The 15,193-nt window shown below is 74.3% G+C and carries 13 protein-coding genes; 8 read left to right on the forward strand and 5 right to left on the reverse strand.

The genetic code is table 11. The annotated features are described in order from the left end of the window. The first annotated feature begins 1 nt into the window (after window position 1). Window positions 2-1,750 carry a serine/threonine-protein kinase gene (locus ACFOVU_RS14670; protein ID WP_378533895.1) on the forward strand — a complete coding sequence of 583 codons (1,749 nt, stop codon included), beginning with the start codon at window positions 2-4 and terminating at the stop codon, window positions 1,748-1,750. A gap of 30 nt (window positions 1,751-1,780) precedes the next feature. On the opposite strand, the gene ACFOVU_RS14675 is transcribed toward ACFOVU_RS14670, so the two are convergent. Further along, the gene (locus ACFOVU_RS14675; RefSeq protein ID WP_378533897.1) at window positions 1,781-2,572 is read right to left on the reverse strand and encodes an enoyl-CoA hydratase-related protein; all 792 of its coding nucleotides are present in this window, start codon (window positions 2,570-2,572) and stop codon (window positions 1,781-1,783) included. A gap of 280 nt (window positions 2,573-2,852) precedes the next feature. Here ACFOVU_RS14675 and ACFOVU_RS14680 point away from each other — a divergent pair, with 280 nt between their 5' ends. Further along, complete coding sequence (locus ACFOVU_RS14680) at window positions 2,853-3,020, forward strand: DUF3117 domain-containing protein (RefSeq protein ID WP_378533899.1); 168 nt, start codon at window positions 2,853-2,855, stop codon at window positions 3,018-3,020. 133 nt (window positions 3,021-3,153) lie between these two features. Then, on the forward strand, window positions 3,154-4,677 hold the full coding sequence (locus ACFOVU_RS14685; RefSeq protein ID WP_378533901.1) for a leucyl aminopeptidase: 1,524 nt from the start codon (window positions 3,154-3,156) through the stop codon (window positions 4,675-4,677). A gap of 206 nt (window positions 4,678-4,883) precedes the next feature. Here ACFOVU_RS14685 and ACFOVU_RS14690 read toward each other — a convergent pair whose 3' ends face one another. Continuing rightward, entirely contained in the window at window positions 4,884-5,522 is a 639-nt protein-coding gene (locus ACFOVU_RS14690; RefSeq protein WP_378533902.1) for an O-methyltransferase, read from the reverse strand. Window positions 5,523-5,874: 352 nt separating this feature from the next. On the opposite strand from ACFOVU_RS14690, the gene sigE reads away from it, so the two are divergent. The 4 genes from sigE (at window position 5,875) to ACFOVU_RS14710 (ending at window position 10,368) form a co-directional block, all read left to right on the forward strand. Further along, window positions 5,875-6,480, forward strand: a complete 606-nt coding sequence (sigE, locus tag ACFOVU_RS14695) for an RNA polymerase sigma factor SigE (RefSeq protein WP_378534060.1) — start codon at window positions 5,875-5,877, stop codon at window positions 6,478-6,480. A 2-nt stretch (window positions 6,481-6,482) separates the two neighbouring features. Continuing rightward, complete coding sequence (locus ACFOVU_RS14700) at window positions 6,483-7,169, forward strand: anti-sigma factor family protein (RefSeq protein WP_378534062.1); 687 nt, start codon at window positions 6,483-6,485, stop codon at window positions 7,167-7,169. Next, entirely contained in the window at window positions 7,166-8,272 is a 1,107-nt protein-coding gene (locus ACFOVU_RS14705; RefSeq protein WP_378533903.1) for a sigma-E factor regulatory protein RseB domain-containing protein, read from the forward strand. The genes ACFOVU_RS14700 and ACFOVU_RS14705 overlap by 4 nt, the downstream gene beginning before the upstream one ends. 1,004 nt (window positions 8,273-9,276) lie before the next feature. Further along, window positions 9,277-10,368 carry a S1C family serine protease gene (locus ACFOVU_RS14710; RefSeq protein ID WP_378533905.1) on the forward strand — a complete coding sequence of 364 codons (1,092 nt, stop codon included), beginning with the start codon at window positions 9,277-9,279 and terminating at the stop codon, window positions 10,366-10,368. A gap of 120 nt (window positions 10,369-10,488) precedes the next feature. On the opposite strand, the gene codB is transcribed toward ACFOVU_RS14710, so the two are convergent. The 3 genes from codB to ACFOVU_RS14725 form a co-directional block, all read right to left on the reverse strand. Next, window positions 10,489-11,889, reverse strand: coding sequence for a cytosine permease (gene codB, locus ACFOVU_RS14715; RefSeq protein WP_378533907.1), 1,401 nt, complete (start codon window positions 11,887-11,889; stop codon window positions 10,489-10,491). After that, window positions 11,886-12,356 (reverse strand): nucleoside deaminase, encoded by a 471-nt coding sequence (locus tag ACFOVU_RS14720; RefSeq protein ID WP_378533908.1) that lies wholly within the window; start codon window positions 12,354-12,356, stop codon window positions 11,886-11,888. The genes codB and ACFOVU_RS14720 overlap by 4 nt, the downstream gene beginning before the upstream one ends. 178 nt (window positions 12,357-12,534) lie before the next feature. Continuing rightward, window positions 12,535-13,674 (reverse strand): Mrp/NBP35 family ATP-binding protein, encoded by a 1,140-nt coding sequence (locus ACFOVU_RS14725; RefSeq protein WP_378533910.1) that lies wholly within the window; start codon window positions 13,672-13,674, stop codon window positions 12,535-12,537. 234 nt (window positions 13,675-13,908) lie between these two features. On the opposite strand from ACFOVU_RS14725, the gene ACFOVU_RS14730 reads away from it, so the two are divergent. After that, window positions 13,909-15,193: CPBP family intramembrane glutamic endopeptidase (locus tag ACFOVU_RS14730; protein ID WP_378533912.1), on the forward strand; the 1,285-nt coding region annotated here is incomplete at its 3' end.

A 15,193-nucleotide genomic window follows, 5' to 3' on the forward strand; every position in this document is an offset into this window, starting at 1 on the left:
CATGACCGGCACCGGTCCTTTGACCGACGACGATCCGCGCACCGTAGGCGGCTACACGCTCACCGGCCGCCTGGGACAGGGCGGCCAGGGGGTCGTGTACCTCGGGCAGGGGTCCGACGGCGTGCCGGTGGCGGTCAAGACCCTGCACGCCGACGACCTCGACGCCGCGGGGCTGCGCCGCCAGCTCGCCGAGGAGGTCGAGACCGCCCGCCGGGTGGCGCGGTTCTGCACCGCCCAGGTGCTGGCCGCCGACATCGACGCCGACCCGCCCTATGTGGTCAGCGAGTACATCGACGGCCCCACCCTGCGCGAGGTGGTGCGCCGCGACGGCCCGCTGCGCGGCGCGGCGCTGGAACGGCTCGCGGTCGGCACGCTCACCGCCATCGCCGCCATCCACCAGGCCGGCATCGTGCACCGCGACTTCAAGCCGGGCAACGTCCTCATGGGGCCCGACGGCCCGCGGGTGATCGACTTCGGCATCGCCCGGGCGCTCGAGGGCACGGCCATCGTCACCAGCAGAATCGCCGGGACCCCCGCCTACATGGCCCCTGAGCAGATCACCGGCGGCGCCATGGGGCCGCCCGTCGACCTGTTCGCCTGGGCGGGCACCATCGTCTACGCGGCCAACGGCCACGGGCCGTTCGGCCAGGACTCGATGCAGGCGATCCTCCAGCGCGTCCTGTACGAGCCGGCCGACCTCGGGCAACTGGAGGGCAACCTCCGCAGGATCGCCGAACGGTGCCTGGACAAGGACGCCCGCGGGCGGCCCAGCGCCGCCGAGACCCTGCTCGGGATCCTCGGGGTCGAGGCCGCGGCCGCCGCCTCGGCCGTGGCCCCGGCGCCCGATGCGGCTCCGGCCGCGGAGCTCCCGTTGCAGACCCTCGCCGCGGGCGTCGTCGCCGCCGCTGCGCCCGAGGCCCAGGAGCGCGCCGCCGCCGACGTGCACCGCACCCACCCCTCGCTGCCCCGGCAGCAGCCGCAGGGGCGCCCCGGCCCGGCCCCGCACTCGGGGCCCCAGCAGCCCATGGGGCCGCGCCCGCCGGCACCCCCCACGGGGCCGCAGTTCAGCCCCCAATACCCTGGTCAGTACGGACCGCCCGCAGGACCCCCCGGAGGCGGCCCGCCGCCCGGCGGCCACCCCAGCGGCCCCTACCCCGCCCAGCCCGGCGCCCCGGCCGGCGGCTGGGCGCAGCCAGGAGGACAGCAGATGTCGCAGAACCCGCCCGGCCCCGGCGGGCCGGGCCCGCAGGGACCACAGCCGGGCCGGCCGGGAGCGCCCACCGGGTGGGAGAGCGGCCCCAACCCCGCTGTGGGCCCCAACCCCGCTACCGGCCCCGGACCGGGCTTCGCCCCCACCGGGCCGGGCCCCGCCTACCCCACAGGCCCGGGACAGGGGTACGGCCCGGCAGGCCGGCAGGGCTACCCCACGGGTCCCGAGCAGGGGTTCGGCGCATCCGGCCGGCAGGGGTACCCCGGGCCGGACCAGGGCTACGGGACGCCCGGTGGGCCGCAGGGCTACCCAGGCGGACCCGACCAGGGCTATGGGCCCGCGCCTGCGCAGCAGCCCGGAGCCCAGCCCGCTCAGTGGGGCCCCGGTGCCCAGACCGGGGCGCCCGCGTGGCAGCAGCAGCCCGAGCAGCCGCGCCGCGCCGGGACCGGGATGGTCGTCGGTCTGCTGTCGCTGGTCGCCGTGCTCGTCATCGTCGGTGCCGGCCTGCTGATCTGGGCATTCACCCTCATCGACGGCTGATCCCGGCGCCGGGGGCGGGGCCCGCCGGCCTTACTGGCCTTCGAAGGAGGGCTTCTCCTTCTTCAGGAACGCCAGGGTGGCGTTCATGTGGTCGGCGGTCTCGGCGCACTGGTCCTGGAGGCTCGCCTCCATCTCCAGCGCGTTGGCGAGGTCCAGCCCCGAGCCGAACGTCATCTCGGCCTTGATCGCCGCATAGGCGACCGTGGGCCCGTTGGCCAGCCGCACCGCCAGCTCGCGTGCCGCGCCGTCCAGCTCCTTCTTGGGAACCACCCGGCTGACCAGGCCGATCTCCAGCGCCCGCTGCGCCTTGACCGGTTCGGCCAGCATCAGCATCTCCATCGCGCGCGCATGGCCCACCAGCCGGGGCAGCGTCCAGGAGGCGCCGGAGTCCGAGCCCAGCCCGACATTGGCGAAGGCCATGAGGAACGACGCGCTGTCGGCGGCGATCCGCAGGTCGCAGGCGAAGGCGAGCGAGGCGCCCGCTCCGGCCGCCACCCCGTTGACGGCGGCCACCACCGGCTTGGGCATGCGCACCAGCCCGAGCACGATCGGGTTGTAGTGCGAGCGGACGGTGTCGTTGAGCCCCTTGCCCGCGCCGAGGAGTTCGGCGTGCTCATGCAGGTCCTGTCCCGCGCAGAACGCCTTGCCCGATCCGGTGAGCAGCACCGCGCGGGCGCCCTTGTCGACCTTGGCGCGTTCGATCGCCGCGAGCAGCGCCTCCTTGGCCTCGGCGGTCAACGAGTTCATCGCGTCCGGGCGGTTGAGCGTGATCGTCGCGACGCCGTCGCTGAGCTGGTAGACGACGCTGTCTGTGTCGGGCACGCAGGGCTCCCTGGTCGTGTCGGCGCGCGCGGTCCCGGCGACCGCTGTCCGTTGCTGCGGCTATAACCTTACTGTTCGGATTCTTCGGCGGCGCTGGCGCGAGCGCTGTCCGATCGTTCCCAATCGGTTCCCAAAACCGAGATAATGACAGAACAGTGATTCATTCCCTGAGTCACGCGGATGAGGCCCGACCCCGGACCGGTACTCGCCGAGCGCGAGCCGCTTCCCTGACGGCCCGGCCCATTCACCCGCGAGAGTTTCCTACGAAAGGGGATACGGCATGGCGGCGATGAAGCCGAGGACCGGTGACGGTCCGATGGAGGTCACCAAGGAGGGTCGCGGCATCATCATGCGGGTCCCGCTGGAAGGCGGCGGGCGCCTCGTCGTCGAGCTGACCCCGGCCGAGGCGGTCGAGCTGAGGGGCGAGCTGGACAGCGCCGTCGACTGACCGGCCGCCGGTCCGCCCGACAGGATCCGCCGGCGGGCCGCCGTCCACCGACCGGTGCCTCCCGCGGGGGCGGCGGGGGCGGGGGTCGCCTGCGGTGCCTTCCGAAGCAGCCTCGTGAAGATTGTGAGCGTCCGTGCCATTCGCAACGGAGATTCACCCGGTAGCGGGCACTCTCGCCGACTCGACCGCCGACCTGCTGGTGCTGCCGGTCAGGTCCGGGGACGACGGCCCGCAGGCGGTCGCCGCGGGCGCGTGGGACGATCCCGCTGATCTCGACGCCCTCCTGCCGGCGCCCCTGGCCGACCTCCTGGCCCACTACGACCTCAAGGGCCGTGCCGGCGAGTTCGCGCAGTTCCCGGTCAACCTGGCACCGGGCCGCGGGCTCGTCCGATTCGGGCTGCTCGGCGTGGGCGCCGCGACACCGGCCGACCTGCGCACGGCCGGAGCCGCACTGACCCGCGCCGCCAAGGGGCGCACCCGGGCGGCCACGACCCTGCCCCACCTCTTCGGCCCCGGCGACCCCGGCGCCGCGGCCGGCCTGACCGCCTTCGCCGAAGGGGCGCTGTTGGCGTCCTACACCTTCACCCTCGCCACCTCGGCCAAGGGACCGGACCACGTCGCGGCGGTCGAGCTGGTGTCGCCCGACACAGGCGCCGCGGCCGGCGCGGTGGACCGCGGCACGGCGCTGGCGCGGGCCACGGCCCTGGCGCGCGACCTCATCAACACGCCGTCCGCCGAGAAGGACCCCGCCTGGCTGGCGGCGCGGGCGGTCGAGATCGCCGACGACGCCGGGCTCTCGGCGACCGTCTGGGACGAGCGCGACCTGGAGCGCGACGGCTTCGGCGCGATCCTCGCCGTGGGGCGGGGATCGGCGCGGCCGCCGCGGCTGGTCCAGGTCGGCTACCGGCCCGATGACCCCGTTGGGCACGTGGTCCTGGTGGGCAAGGGAATCACCTTCGACACCGGCGGCCTGTCGCTGAAGCCCAACGACAACATGAAGCTCATGAAGACCGACATGAGCGGGGCCGCCATCGTCCTGGGCGTGCTCTCGGCCCTGGGCGCGCTGGGTGCGCGGGTGCAGGTCACCGGGCTCATCGCGGTCGCGGAGAACTCCTTCTCCGGCTCGGCCCAGCGGCCCGGCGACGTCATCACCACCTACGACGGCCGCACGGTCGAGGTACTCAACACCGACGCCGAGGGGCGCCTGGTGCTGGCCGACGCCATGGCCTACGCCGTGGCCGAGTCCGCGCCCGACACCCTGGTCGACGTCGCCACCCTCACCGGGGCGGCCAAGCTCGCGCTGGGCACCGGGATCGGCGCGCTGTTCAGCACCGACGACGAGCTGGCCGCCGGGCTCTCCGCGGCGGGCGACCGCTCGGGCGAGCAGGTGTGGCGGATGCCGCTGGTCGAGGAGTACACCGAGACCCTGCGGTCGCCGGTGGCCGACCTCGCCAACATCGGCACCAGCACCGCCTTCGGGCGCCCGGGGGCGACCGAGGCCGCGCTGTTCCTGCGGGAGTTCGCCGGCGACGTCCCGTGGGCGCACCTCGACATCGCCGGCCCCGGCCGGTCGACCTCGGACGACGGCCTGCTGACCAAGGGCGGCACCGGGTTCGCCACCCGGCTGCTGCTGCGCTGGCTGACCGAGCGCGACTGATGCGCACGAGTGGGGCGGGACTGGCCGGCCCGGTCCCGTCCCACCGGCGTTCCCGGACGGCCCCGGGGCCGCCGCTCGCTCGTCGGCTCGCCGTCCTGTGTTTCCTGGTCACGCTCGCCTCCTCGCTCGGCTCCAACGGCCCCGCGCGGGGGCCTTCGGCCGGGGGCGGCGCCGCCTCCGCTCGCTCGTCGGCTCGCCGTGACGCGTCAGCGCTGCGCCGGGGACGTGTCCTCGCGGATCGCGGCGAGCAGCCCCTCGCCGACCGGCAGCAGCAGCGGGACGAGCCGGTCGTCCTCGCGGACCAGGCGGCCGACCTCGCGGATCGCCGCCGTGCCGGGACCGGGCACGCTCAGCGGGCCGTCGCTCAGGGGCGCGGCGTCGAGAGCGTTGTTGAACACCGCGATCCCGCCCGGGCGCAGCAGGCGCAGCGCCTCGGCGAGATAGTCGGGGTACTCGGTCTTCACGGCGTCGGCGAACACGAGGTCGTAGGCGCCGTCGGTGAGCCGCGGCAGCACGTCCAGGGCGCGGCCGTGGATGAGCCGGGTGCGGTTGGTGGCGAACCCGGCCCGGCGGTAGGCGTCGCGGGCCAGCTCCTGGTATTCGGGATCGATGTCGACGCTGGTCAGGATGGCGTCGGGGCGCATACCGCGCAGCAGCCAGATGCCCGAGCTGCCGCACCCCGTGCCGATCTCGACCACCGAGCGAGCCCCGATGGCCGCGGCGAGGAAGCGCAGCGCGGCGCCGCAGGCCGCGCTTATGGGGGCGGAGTCGGCCTGCCGCCCCACCTCCCGCGCCGTGGCGAGGGTGTCGTCCTCGGCGGCGTACTGTTCGATGTGGTGGGCCAATGTGTCGTCTCGACCGGCGATGGCGGCCTCCCGCGCGTGTTCCCGACGTGATCGGTGCACGGAACACGGCGAAAACGTCACGCGGTGTCGCCGTGTGATCACCCAACGGCCATGTTCCAGGGCACAGACTAGCCTGCCCGATGCCTCACACGGTGTGTTCGCCACCGCCGGGAACTTAATCGGCCGGTGCCGGCGTTGCAGCGATGGAAGGGTTTCGTCAGAGGGTCGGTGTCCCCCCGAAGGCCGGCACAGGCAGTCGACCACGGATCCTCCGCACCCGGCGCACCCCCGCGCCCCGCGGATCCGGGGTCGAACCGAAGGAGGAGTACCTGTGGCAGATTCCGATTCTGCCGTGGACTTCGAGCAGTGGGAGCCGCCCAGCTGGGACGAGGTCGTCCGGAACCATTCCGCGCGGGTGTACCGGCTCGCGTTCCGCCTCACCGGCAACAAGCACGACGCCGAAGACCTCACGCAGGAGGTCTTCATCCGCGTCTTCCGGTCCCTGTCCAGCTACACCCCCGGCACGTTCGAGGGCTGGCTGCACCGCATCACCACCAACCTCTTCCTCGACATGGCCCGCCGCAAGGCGCGCATCCGCTTCGAGGGCTTCGGTGAGAACGCCGACGAACGCCTCCAGGGGCGTGAGCCCTCTCCCGCCCAGTCCTATGACGACCGGCACCTCGACGCCGACATCCAGAGCGCGCTCGACGCGCTGCCCGCGGAGTTCCGCGCGCCGGTGGTGCTGTGCGACATCGAAGGCCTCTCCTACGAGGAGATCGCCGCCACGCTGGGGGTCAAGCTAGGCACGGTCCGCAGCCGGATCCACCGCGGGCGGGCGCAGTTGCGCAAGGCGCTGGAGCACCGCCGGCGGCTCGACGCCGAGCAGCAGGCCGCCGCCCTCGACGGGCGCGACGCAGGCGTGGCACACGGTTGGACCCGCACCGGGGAGGGGGAGTGAGCATGGACCACCTGGGGGAGCGCCTGTCGGCACTCGTCGACGGCGAACTGGGCCATTCCGATCGCGACCGCGCGCTGCGCCACCTGGCCGCGTGTGAGAGCTGCCGCTTCGAGGCCGAGATGCTGCGGCGGCTCAAGCGGCGGCTGCACGGGCTCGACGCCCCGGAACCCTCCATGGACTTCATGGGCCGCCTCTCCGCGCTGAGCGGGGCCCCTCCGGCCGATCCCCCGGCGGGGCCACCCGCCGGCGGGGCGGGACCCTTCGGGTCGCTGCCCCCGATCGGCTCCAGCCGCCCCATCGGGGGCGGCCTGCCGCGCAGACCCGCAGGTCCCGCGGTCGCGGTCGACACCTCCCCGGCCGATCCGCCCGCGGCACCCGCACGGGACCGGCAGCGGCGTGCCCGCACCCCGCAGCCGCTGTCGGTGCTGCGCCCCGCCTGGGGCCGCGCCCGGTACGCCGTGGCCGGGGTGTCGGTGGCGGCGCTCACGCTGGGCACCGTGTACGTGGCAGGCGGCGAGCCCGGCAGCGGGCCGGCGGTCACCCCGCCCCTGGAGGCCTTCGCCGTGGAGCACGCGGTCACCGCCCGCCAGGTCGCCATCCCCGAGTCCGAGGAGCCCTACCAGGGCGCCGAGCGCACCGTGCACGCGCCGGGCGAGGCCGACCCGTCCGGACCCCTCCCCACGCGGTGAGGGGGCGCGCCGCCGGCGGCGGATCCGCGGGCGGCCCCCGCGCCGGTGCCCGTCCGATCCCCGCCGATCTCGTCGTCCTCCTGCTGCTGACCTCGCTCGTGCTGGTGGTCGCGCTGTCGTCGGCCACCAGCCCCTACGCTTCGCGCGTGCCCGCGTCCGGTGGCGACGACGGCATGGCGCTGCTGCGCCGCGCCGCCGAAGCGGGCCGGGCCACCGCCTACGAGGGCGTGCAGTCGGTCGGCTCCGGGAACGGGGCGCAGGCCGTCCGGCTGGTCGAGGTCGTGCACCGGCCGGGCGAGGGCACCGGCTTCACGAGCGCGTCGCCGGCGTCGCTGGACCAGGAGTCCGCCCTGGTCGTGGGGAAGTCCGCGGCGATGCTCGCGATCGACGACGGTCTCCTGCGCGATCTGGCGGCGAACTACCGGGTGACCCGTTCGGGCACCGCGGCGGTGTGCGGGCGCACGGTCACGGTAATCGACGCCCGGCGCGCCGACGGCACGGTGGCCGGCCGGTTCTGGATCGACCGCGAGACCGCGCTGCCGCTGCGCAAGGACACGATGGACGCCTCAGGGCGGGTCGCCTACTCGACCGGGTTCGTCGAGGTCGCGGTGGGCGAGGACACCGGCCCGCTGCCCGCATCGGCCGAGCAGGCCGCCCCCTGGGGCGACCGCCTCTCGGCCGGCGACACCCATGCGCTGCGCGCGGACGGCTGGCACCTGCCCGGCCACGTGGCCTGGGACCTCCGCCTGGTCGAGGCGCGGTCCACACGCAGCGACGGCCGCCCGATCGTGCACCTGGGCTACTCCGACGGACTCTCCATGGTCTCGGTGTTCGTCCAGCAGGGCCGCCTGGCGGGGGAGGCGCCCGGGGCCGCCGAGGGGATGGTGCCCGTTGCCGATGACGGCGGCACCGTCTATGTCGGCGACGACGGCCAGCAGCGCCGGATGTGGGAGTCGGGCGGGTTCGTGTACACGGTGATCGCCGATGCGCCGCCGGAACTCGTCGACTCCGCGGTCGCGGCGTTCCCCGCCCCGGACGGCAGCGGGCTGGGCCCGCGCATGGGGCGCGGCCTCGACCGCCTGGGCGCGTGGGTCGGATTCTGATCCCCTCCCGGGGCCGCGGAGCGTACCCCCGGAATCCTGCATGTAGCCGCAGCTGATCGCCGCCAGGCGCGGGAAGGACATAGGGTGCGCCGGAGGGCACGGCTCGCAGATGATCGATTAACAGACGGTTTATGTCCGCCGCGCCACAATGGGGGCGGCAGCGACAGACGGAGATGTGCATGACGGACGACGCCGGATCCCGCCCCCCGGAGGAGCCCGGGGACCAGTCCTGGCCGCGCCCGCCCTCACCGGCGGAGCAGGGACCCGGCTCCGCCGCGCCCCAGACGCCCGCTCCCGAGAGCGGGGCACCGTATTCCGGCTCGGAGAGCGGGGCTCGTTATGCCGCTCGTGAGAGTGGGTTCGCCCACCTTGGCCCGGAGAGTGCGGCCCCGTATCCCGGTTCGGAGGGTGGAGCTCCTCATACCGCTCCCGAGAGCGGGTCTCCCTATTCCGCCCCGGAGGGCGGGGCTTCCGCTGCCGGCCGCGCGGACCAGCCGTCCGCTCCCGGACGGCCCGGCCCGGGTCCCGAGCGAGGGCCCGCCCCCCTGTGGGGCGGCACGGCCCCCGCGCAGGGGCCCTCGGCGCCGGGTGCGGCGCCCCAGCCCGGAGGCCCCGCGCCTCAGCCGCCCACGGTGACCGGAACCGGCCAGTGGCCGGTGGCCGGTTCCCCGATGGCCCCAACGGCCCCGCCGGCGGCCGGAGCCCCTGGAGCTCCCGGGACCCCTGGCGCCCCGGCGTTCTCCGGTGCGCCCCCGGCGCCCCAAGCGCCCACTACGCAGGGCGGATTCGCAACCCCGGCTGCCGGTCCGGGCGGTCGGCCCGGTGCGCCCGGCGGACCGGGAGGGCCCGGAGGCCCGCCCATTGGCCAGTCCGTTGGCCCGGGCGTGCCCGGTATGCCCGGCGGTCCGGGAGGCCCGGGGGTACCCGGTCCGCCCGGAGGGCCGTGGCCGTACGGACCAGCCGGGTCCGGGGCCCCCGTTCCCGTACCGCGTCGGCGCCGCGGCATGCCCGTCTGGGGGGTCGTGCTGACCGTTCTCGTCGTCGCGCTCGGCTCGGCGGGCGTCGGCGGCGTCGTCGGCGGCCGGTTCGCCGCACAGGGCGCCGAGTCCGCCGAGGACCAGGCCCCGCAGCTCAACAACGAGCCCCCCAGCGGCGCACCGAGCCGCGCCCCCGACACCATCGCGGGCGTCTCCCAGCGGGTGAGCCCGAGCGTGGTCTCCATCCAGGACAGCGACGCCCGGCTCAGCGGCAACGGGTCGGGCTTCGTGATCGCCGGCGATCACGTGGTCACCAACAACCACGTCGCCGCGGCGCTGGACGGCGGCCTGGAGGTCGTCTACAGCGACGGCAGCACCAGCGAGGCCGAGATCGTCGACACCCGGCCCGAAACCGACCTCGCCGTGCTCAAGCTCATCGAACCGATCTCCGTGGAACCCCTGGAATGGGGCGATTCCGACCAGGCCACCGTGGGCGACAGCGTCATCGCCATCGGGGCCCCGCTGGGCCTGGCCGGAACGGTGACCACCGGCATCATCAGCGCGGTGGACCGCCCGGTGGGACTGGGCGAGGGCGGGCCGGGCTCGGAAGCGGCCATCGAGGCGCTCCAGACCGACGCCGCCATCAACCCCGGAAACTCCGGGGGGCCGCTCGTGGACATGCAGGGGCGGGTCATCGGCGTGAACTCCGCCATCGCCACCATGGGGGCGCCCGAGGGCGGCCAGAGCGGCAGCATCGGCCTCGGCTTCGCCATACCCTCGGCCGACGCCGAGGCGGTCGTCAACGACCTCCTGGGCGGCGACCCGGCGGCGCGGGCCGACATCGGCGCCGAACTCGACACGGGCTACGAGAACGGGGCGCGGATCCAGTCCGACGCCGACGCGGGCGGCGAGGCGGTGGAGCCCGACGGCCCCGCCGACCGGGCCGGGCTGCGGCCGGGCGACGTCATCACCGAGTTCGACGGCGAGCCCGTGGGCGACGCCGACGCGCTGATCGCCCTGCTCGCCGAGAAGCGCCCCGACGACGAGGTCCGCCTCACCTACGAGCGCGACCGGGAACCCCGGACGACCGACATCACACTGGGCTCCTCCACCGACTGACCCCGGGCACGCCCCGTGAGGAGCGCCCGGGCGGCGGACAGCAGCGGGGGCAGGGGCCGGGCCCGCGGCCCGGCCCCTCCTCAGGCCGCGGTGTGTCTCGCGGCTCGCCCTGATGGGTGGTCACGCGCTCCGGCGCCCGCGTACCGCGGCCGCCGCGACCGCGCCCAGTGCGGCCAGCACCACACCCACGATCGGCGGGATGAGCAGCTCGGTCTCGCTGCACCACCACGCCGCCAGCGCGGCGACCGCGTAGACGGCCACCGTGTCCCAGCGGATCAGCGGCAGACCCGCAGCCGGGGGCAGTTCGCCGCGGCGGCGCAGCAGGAAGTCCCCGATGATGACCCCGCCCAGGGGTGGGATCAGAATTCCCAGCCAGGTCAGGTAGCCGATCAGGTGGTCGTAGATCCCGGTGACCGCCAGTGCGGTCCCGGCGACCACGCACACCAGCACCCACGGCTTGCGCGAACGGGTGTTGAAGATCTCCGCCCCGGCGACTCCAACGGCGTATGCGGCGTTGTCATTCGTGGTCCAGATGTTCGCGACCAGGAACACCACGCCCCACCCCACCAGGCCCAGCTGGAACAGCACCAGGACGAAGTCGCCCTGGCCGAAGGCCAGGGCGCCGATCGCCCCGCAGAACAGCATGAGCAGCTGGCCGCCGAAGAACGCGGCGATGCTCGCCCAGAACCCCGCCGCGGGGGTGCGGGCGAACCGTGTCCAGTTGGGCGCCTGTGTGCCGCCGGAGGCGAAGGTGCCGACGATGATGGTCATCGCCACGGTCAGCGGCATGGTCGTGGCCGGCTCGATCGCGGCGAGCCCCGACACCCCTCCGGCCTCGCCGAACGCGCGCCAGGACACCCAGCCGGCGAGGGCCAGGAGCAGCGGTACCGCGACCACCGACAGCCAGTACATGCCCGCGTAGCCGATGTAGGCGGTGACGCCCATGACGGCGCCCGCGGCCACCATGACCGCCTGGCCGGGTAGGTCGCCCTCCCAGCCGGCTGCCTCGGCGACCAGCAGCCCCACGGTCGCGATGGACACCCCGTACCAGCCGACCTGGGTGCCGCCCAGCAGCAGCGACGCCGCCTTCGCGCCGCCGGTGCCCAGGGTGTAGCGGGCCATCATGACGGTGGTGAGGTTGGCGCGGGCCCCGATCCAGCCGATCACCCCGACGTAGAGGCCCAGGATGGCGGAGCCCAGCACCAGCACGCCCATGAGCGGCCAGAACGCGTAGGCGGCGCCCACCTGGGCGCCCGCCAGCATGGTGGGGGTGAACAGGGTGAACCCGACCAGGACCACGCCCAGGGAGAACAGCGACTTGCGGGCGTGGACGGGTACCGGCTCGACGGGGTAGTCGGGGTCGGCCACGGGACCGGCGGTCACCGTTGCGGTTACGGCGGATCCGGCTCCTGCTCCGGTTCCAGTCGCCGCGCCGCCGGAAGCGGCGCCGGGTAACGGCGTCGCGTCGTCAGCGGGCGGGGTGCTCTCGGGCGCCCGCCGCCCGGTGTCCTCGGCGCTCATGCGTCGCCCTCCCGGCCGATGTCCTCGTTCCACAGCTCGGGGCGGGCGGCGATGAAGCCGGACATCATGCCGACGCATCGGGCATCGTCGAGCAGCACGACCTCGACCCCGTTCTCCGCGAGCCACGGGTGGCCGCCCGAGAAGGTCTCGGCTTCGCCGATCACCACGCGGGAAATCCCGAACTGGCGGATCAGGCCGCTGCAATACCAGCAGGGCGACAGCGTGGTGACCATCGTGGTGCCGGCGTAGCTCCGCTGGCGCCCGGCGTTGCGGAACGCCGCGGTCTCGCCGTGCACGGAGGGGTCGTCGTCCTGGACCCGGCGGTTGTGGCCGCGGCCGAGCACCTCGCCGCCGCGGCCGATCAGGGCGGCGCCGATGGGGATGCCGCCTTCGGCGAGCCCCGCCTCGGCCTCCTCGATCGCGGTGGTCAACCAGCGCCGGTACAGCGCGGTGTCGGGTTCGGGCATGGGCGGGTCCCTCTCGATCAGGTGATGGTGCGTGGTTGCTGACGTTATGGACCCTTTTTTACAGGTTTGTGAATGGTCCGTTTCCCCCGACCTGGGCCTGAGCCCCTGCCCGCCCATGAGAACGGGCCCCTCACCGCGGGATGAGGGGCCCATAGGGCCGGCCGTGCCGGCGGTGGAGTCAGCGGCGCGCCGGGCTGATGCCCAGCTGCATGCCCGACAGCCCGCGGGGCTTGCCGACCAGCTCGCCGGCGACGGAGCGCAGCACCTTGGCGGCCTCGGTTTCGGGGTCGCTGAGGACCAGCGGCATGCCGTTGTCGCCGCCCTCGCGCAGCCGCATGTCGAGCGGGACCCGGCCCAGCAGCGGCACCTCGGCGCCCAGCGCTCGGGTCAGGCCCTCGGCCACGATCTGCCCGCCGCCCTCGCCGAAGAGGTAGGTGCGCTCGTCGCTGCCCGGGGCCACGAAGTACGACATGTTCTCGATGACCCCGGCCACCCGCTGGTGGGTCTGCGCCGAGATGGCGCCCGCGCGCTCGGCGACCTCGGCCGCCGCCTGCTGCGGGGTGGTCACCACCAGGATCTCCGCGCCCGGCAGGAGCTGGGCCACCGAGATGGCGATGTCGCCGGTGCCCGGGGGCAGGTCCATCAGCAGGACGTCGAGGTCGCCCCAGAACACGTCGGCCAGGAACTGCTGGAGGGCGCGGTGCAGCATCGGGCCGCGCCAGACCACCGGCTGGTTGCCCTGGGTGAACATGCCCACCGAGATGACCTTGATGTCGTGCGCGGCCGGGGGCAGGATCATGTCCTCGACCTTGGTGGGGCGGTCGGAGACCCCGAGCATGCGCGGCACGGAGTGCCCGTAGATGTCGGCGTCGACCACGCCCACCTTGTGGCCCTGCGCGGCCAGCGCGGCGGCGAGGTTGACCGTGACCGACGACTTGCCGACCCCGCCCTTACCCGACGCCACCGCATAGACCTTGGTCAGCGAGTTCGGCTTGGCGAAGGGGATCTCCTTCTCGGCCTGGCCGCCGCGCAGCTTGGTCTGGAGGGCCTTGCGCTGGTCGTCGCTCATGACGTCGAGTTCGACGGCGACCCGGGTGACACCGGCGACCTTCGAGACCGCCTCGGTGACGTCCTTCTCGATGCGACCCTTCATCGGGCAGCCGGCCACGGTGAGGTAGATGCCGACGTGGACGGAGCCGTCATCGGCGATGTCGACGCCCTTGACCATGTCGAGGTCGGTGATCGGGCGGCGGATCTCGGGGTCCTGGACGGTGGCCAGGGCCGCGTTCACCTGCTCGGTGGTGGGTGTGGAGGACATACATCCATGGTATTCAAGGCCGTCCACCCGTGGCGCCTCCGACGGCACGCCGGGGGCCGAGGCCGTTCTCGAACCCCGCGGCGGGCGTGCCGCCCGGGGGTGCCGACGGCCCGCAACCCCGGCGAACGGCGGTACTTCGGACCGGATACGGGCAGGTCACCGACTGAATGACGCGGCCGTGACGCGGGTTCTTAACGCGGCCAATACAACCCCGGCTAGTAATCTCGACAAACGATGAGAAATACGCCGCCGCAACCCGGTTCTTCCTGGTCGCCCGAGCCACAGGGCCGGGGCGGCCCCGAGCAGTCGCCCGCCGCGCCCCAGCCGGAGCAGGTGTGGGCCTGGCCCCCGGTGCCCGGGACCGGCGGCGCCCCGGCCGCCCAGGCATGGGCCTGGCCGCCGCCGGTGCAGCCGCGCCGCACCGGCAGCGCCCTGGGCCGCCCGCGCCCGGGGACGGCGTACCACCGCATGGCCCGCACCTGGCGCTACCGGTGGTGGGTCCCGCTGGTCGCGATCGGCGTGGCCGTCGGGCTGATCATCGTGGTCCAGCTCGTGCTGGGCATGGCCGCGGTCATCATCGCCCTGGTCAACGGCTACGACGCCACCAGCGACTCCTTCTTCGGCGCGACCCTGCCCGACCTCGCGTTCGACCTCATCGTGATCTCCACCATGACGCCGCTGGTCATGCTGGTCGCCTGGCTGATCCAGCGGCGGCCCGTGGGCACGCTGTTCTCGGTCACCGGCCGGCTCCGGTGGCGGTGGATGCTCGCCTGCTCCGCGATCGCCGTCGTCCCCATGGCGCTGTCCTTCGTCGCCCTCGCCGGGCTGCTCCGGGTCACCTCCCCGGGCACCCCGTTCCTGGGCGCATTCGACGGCGGCTCCGAATTCGCCGGCGCCCTCGTGATCATCGTGCTGCTCGTGCCGTTCCAGGCATCGGCCGAGGAGATCGCCCTGCGCGGCTTCCTCTTCCAGGCCGTGGGGTCCATTGGCGCCCCGGCCGACGACCCGCGCGGCCGCGGCGCCCGTGTGGTCTCCCGCGTGCTGCGCAGCCCCGTTCTCGGCATCCTCATCAGCGGCACCGTGTTCACCCTCCTGCACGCCTACGGCAGCTGGGGGCTGCTCGACGTCGCCGTCTTCGGTATCGCCATGGGCTGGCTGACCTGGTACACCGGCGGGCTGGAGGCCGCGATCGGGCTGCACGTGGTGCACAACCTCGCGGCGTTCGGGCTGACCGCCTACGAGGGCGCCTTGGCCGACGCCGGCACCGGCAGCGGCTCCTGGCAGGGCGTGGCCGCCACGACGGTCGAGGTCACCCTCTACTGCCTGGTCGTGGCCTGGCTGGCCCGCAGGGTGAAGGTCCAGAGGGTCGTCCCCGACGACCCCGCTGTCCCCGCCGGGCAGGGGTACACCCCGGCGCCGCCGACCGTATGGGCGGCCGGGCCCCACCCGGGCAACGGCGGCGGGGCCACCGCCCACCACGACCCCTTCCGCGCACCCGCGGCGCCCCGGTTCCGGCAGG

This window comes from Nocardiopsis sediminis, from assembly GCF_042650565.1.
In the GTDB taxonomy this organism is placed as follows: Bacteria; Actinomycetota; Actinomycetes; order Streptosporangiales; family Streptosporangiaceae; genus Nocardiopsis_B; species Nocardiopsis_B sediminis.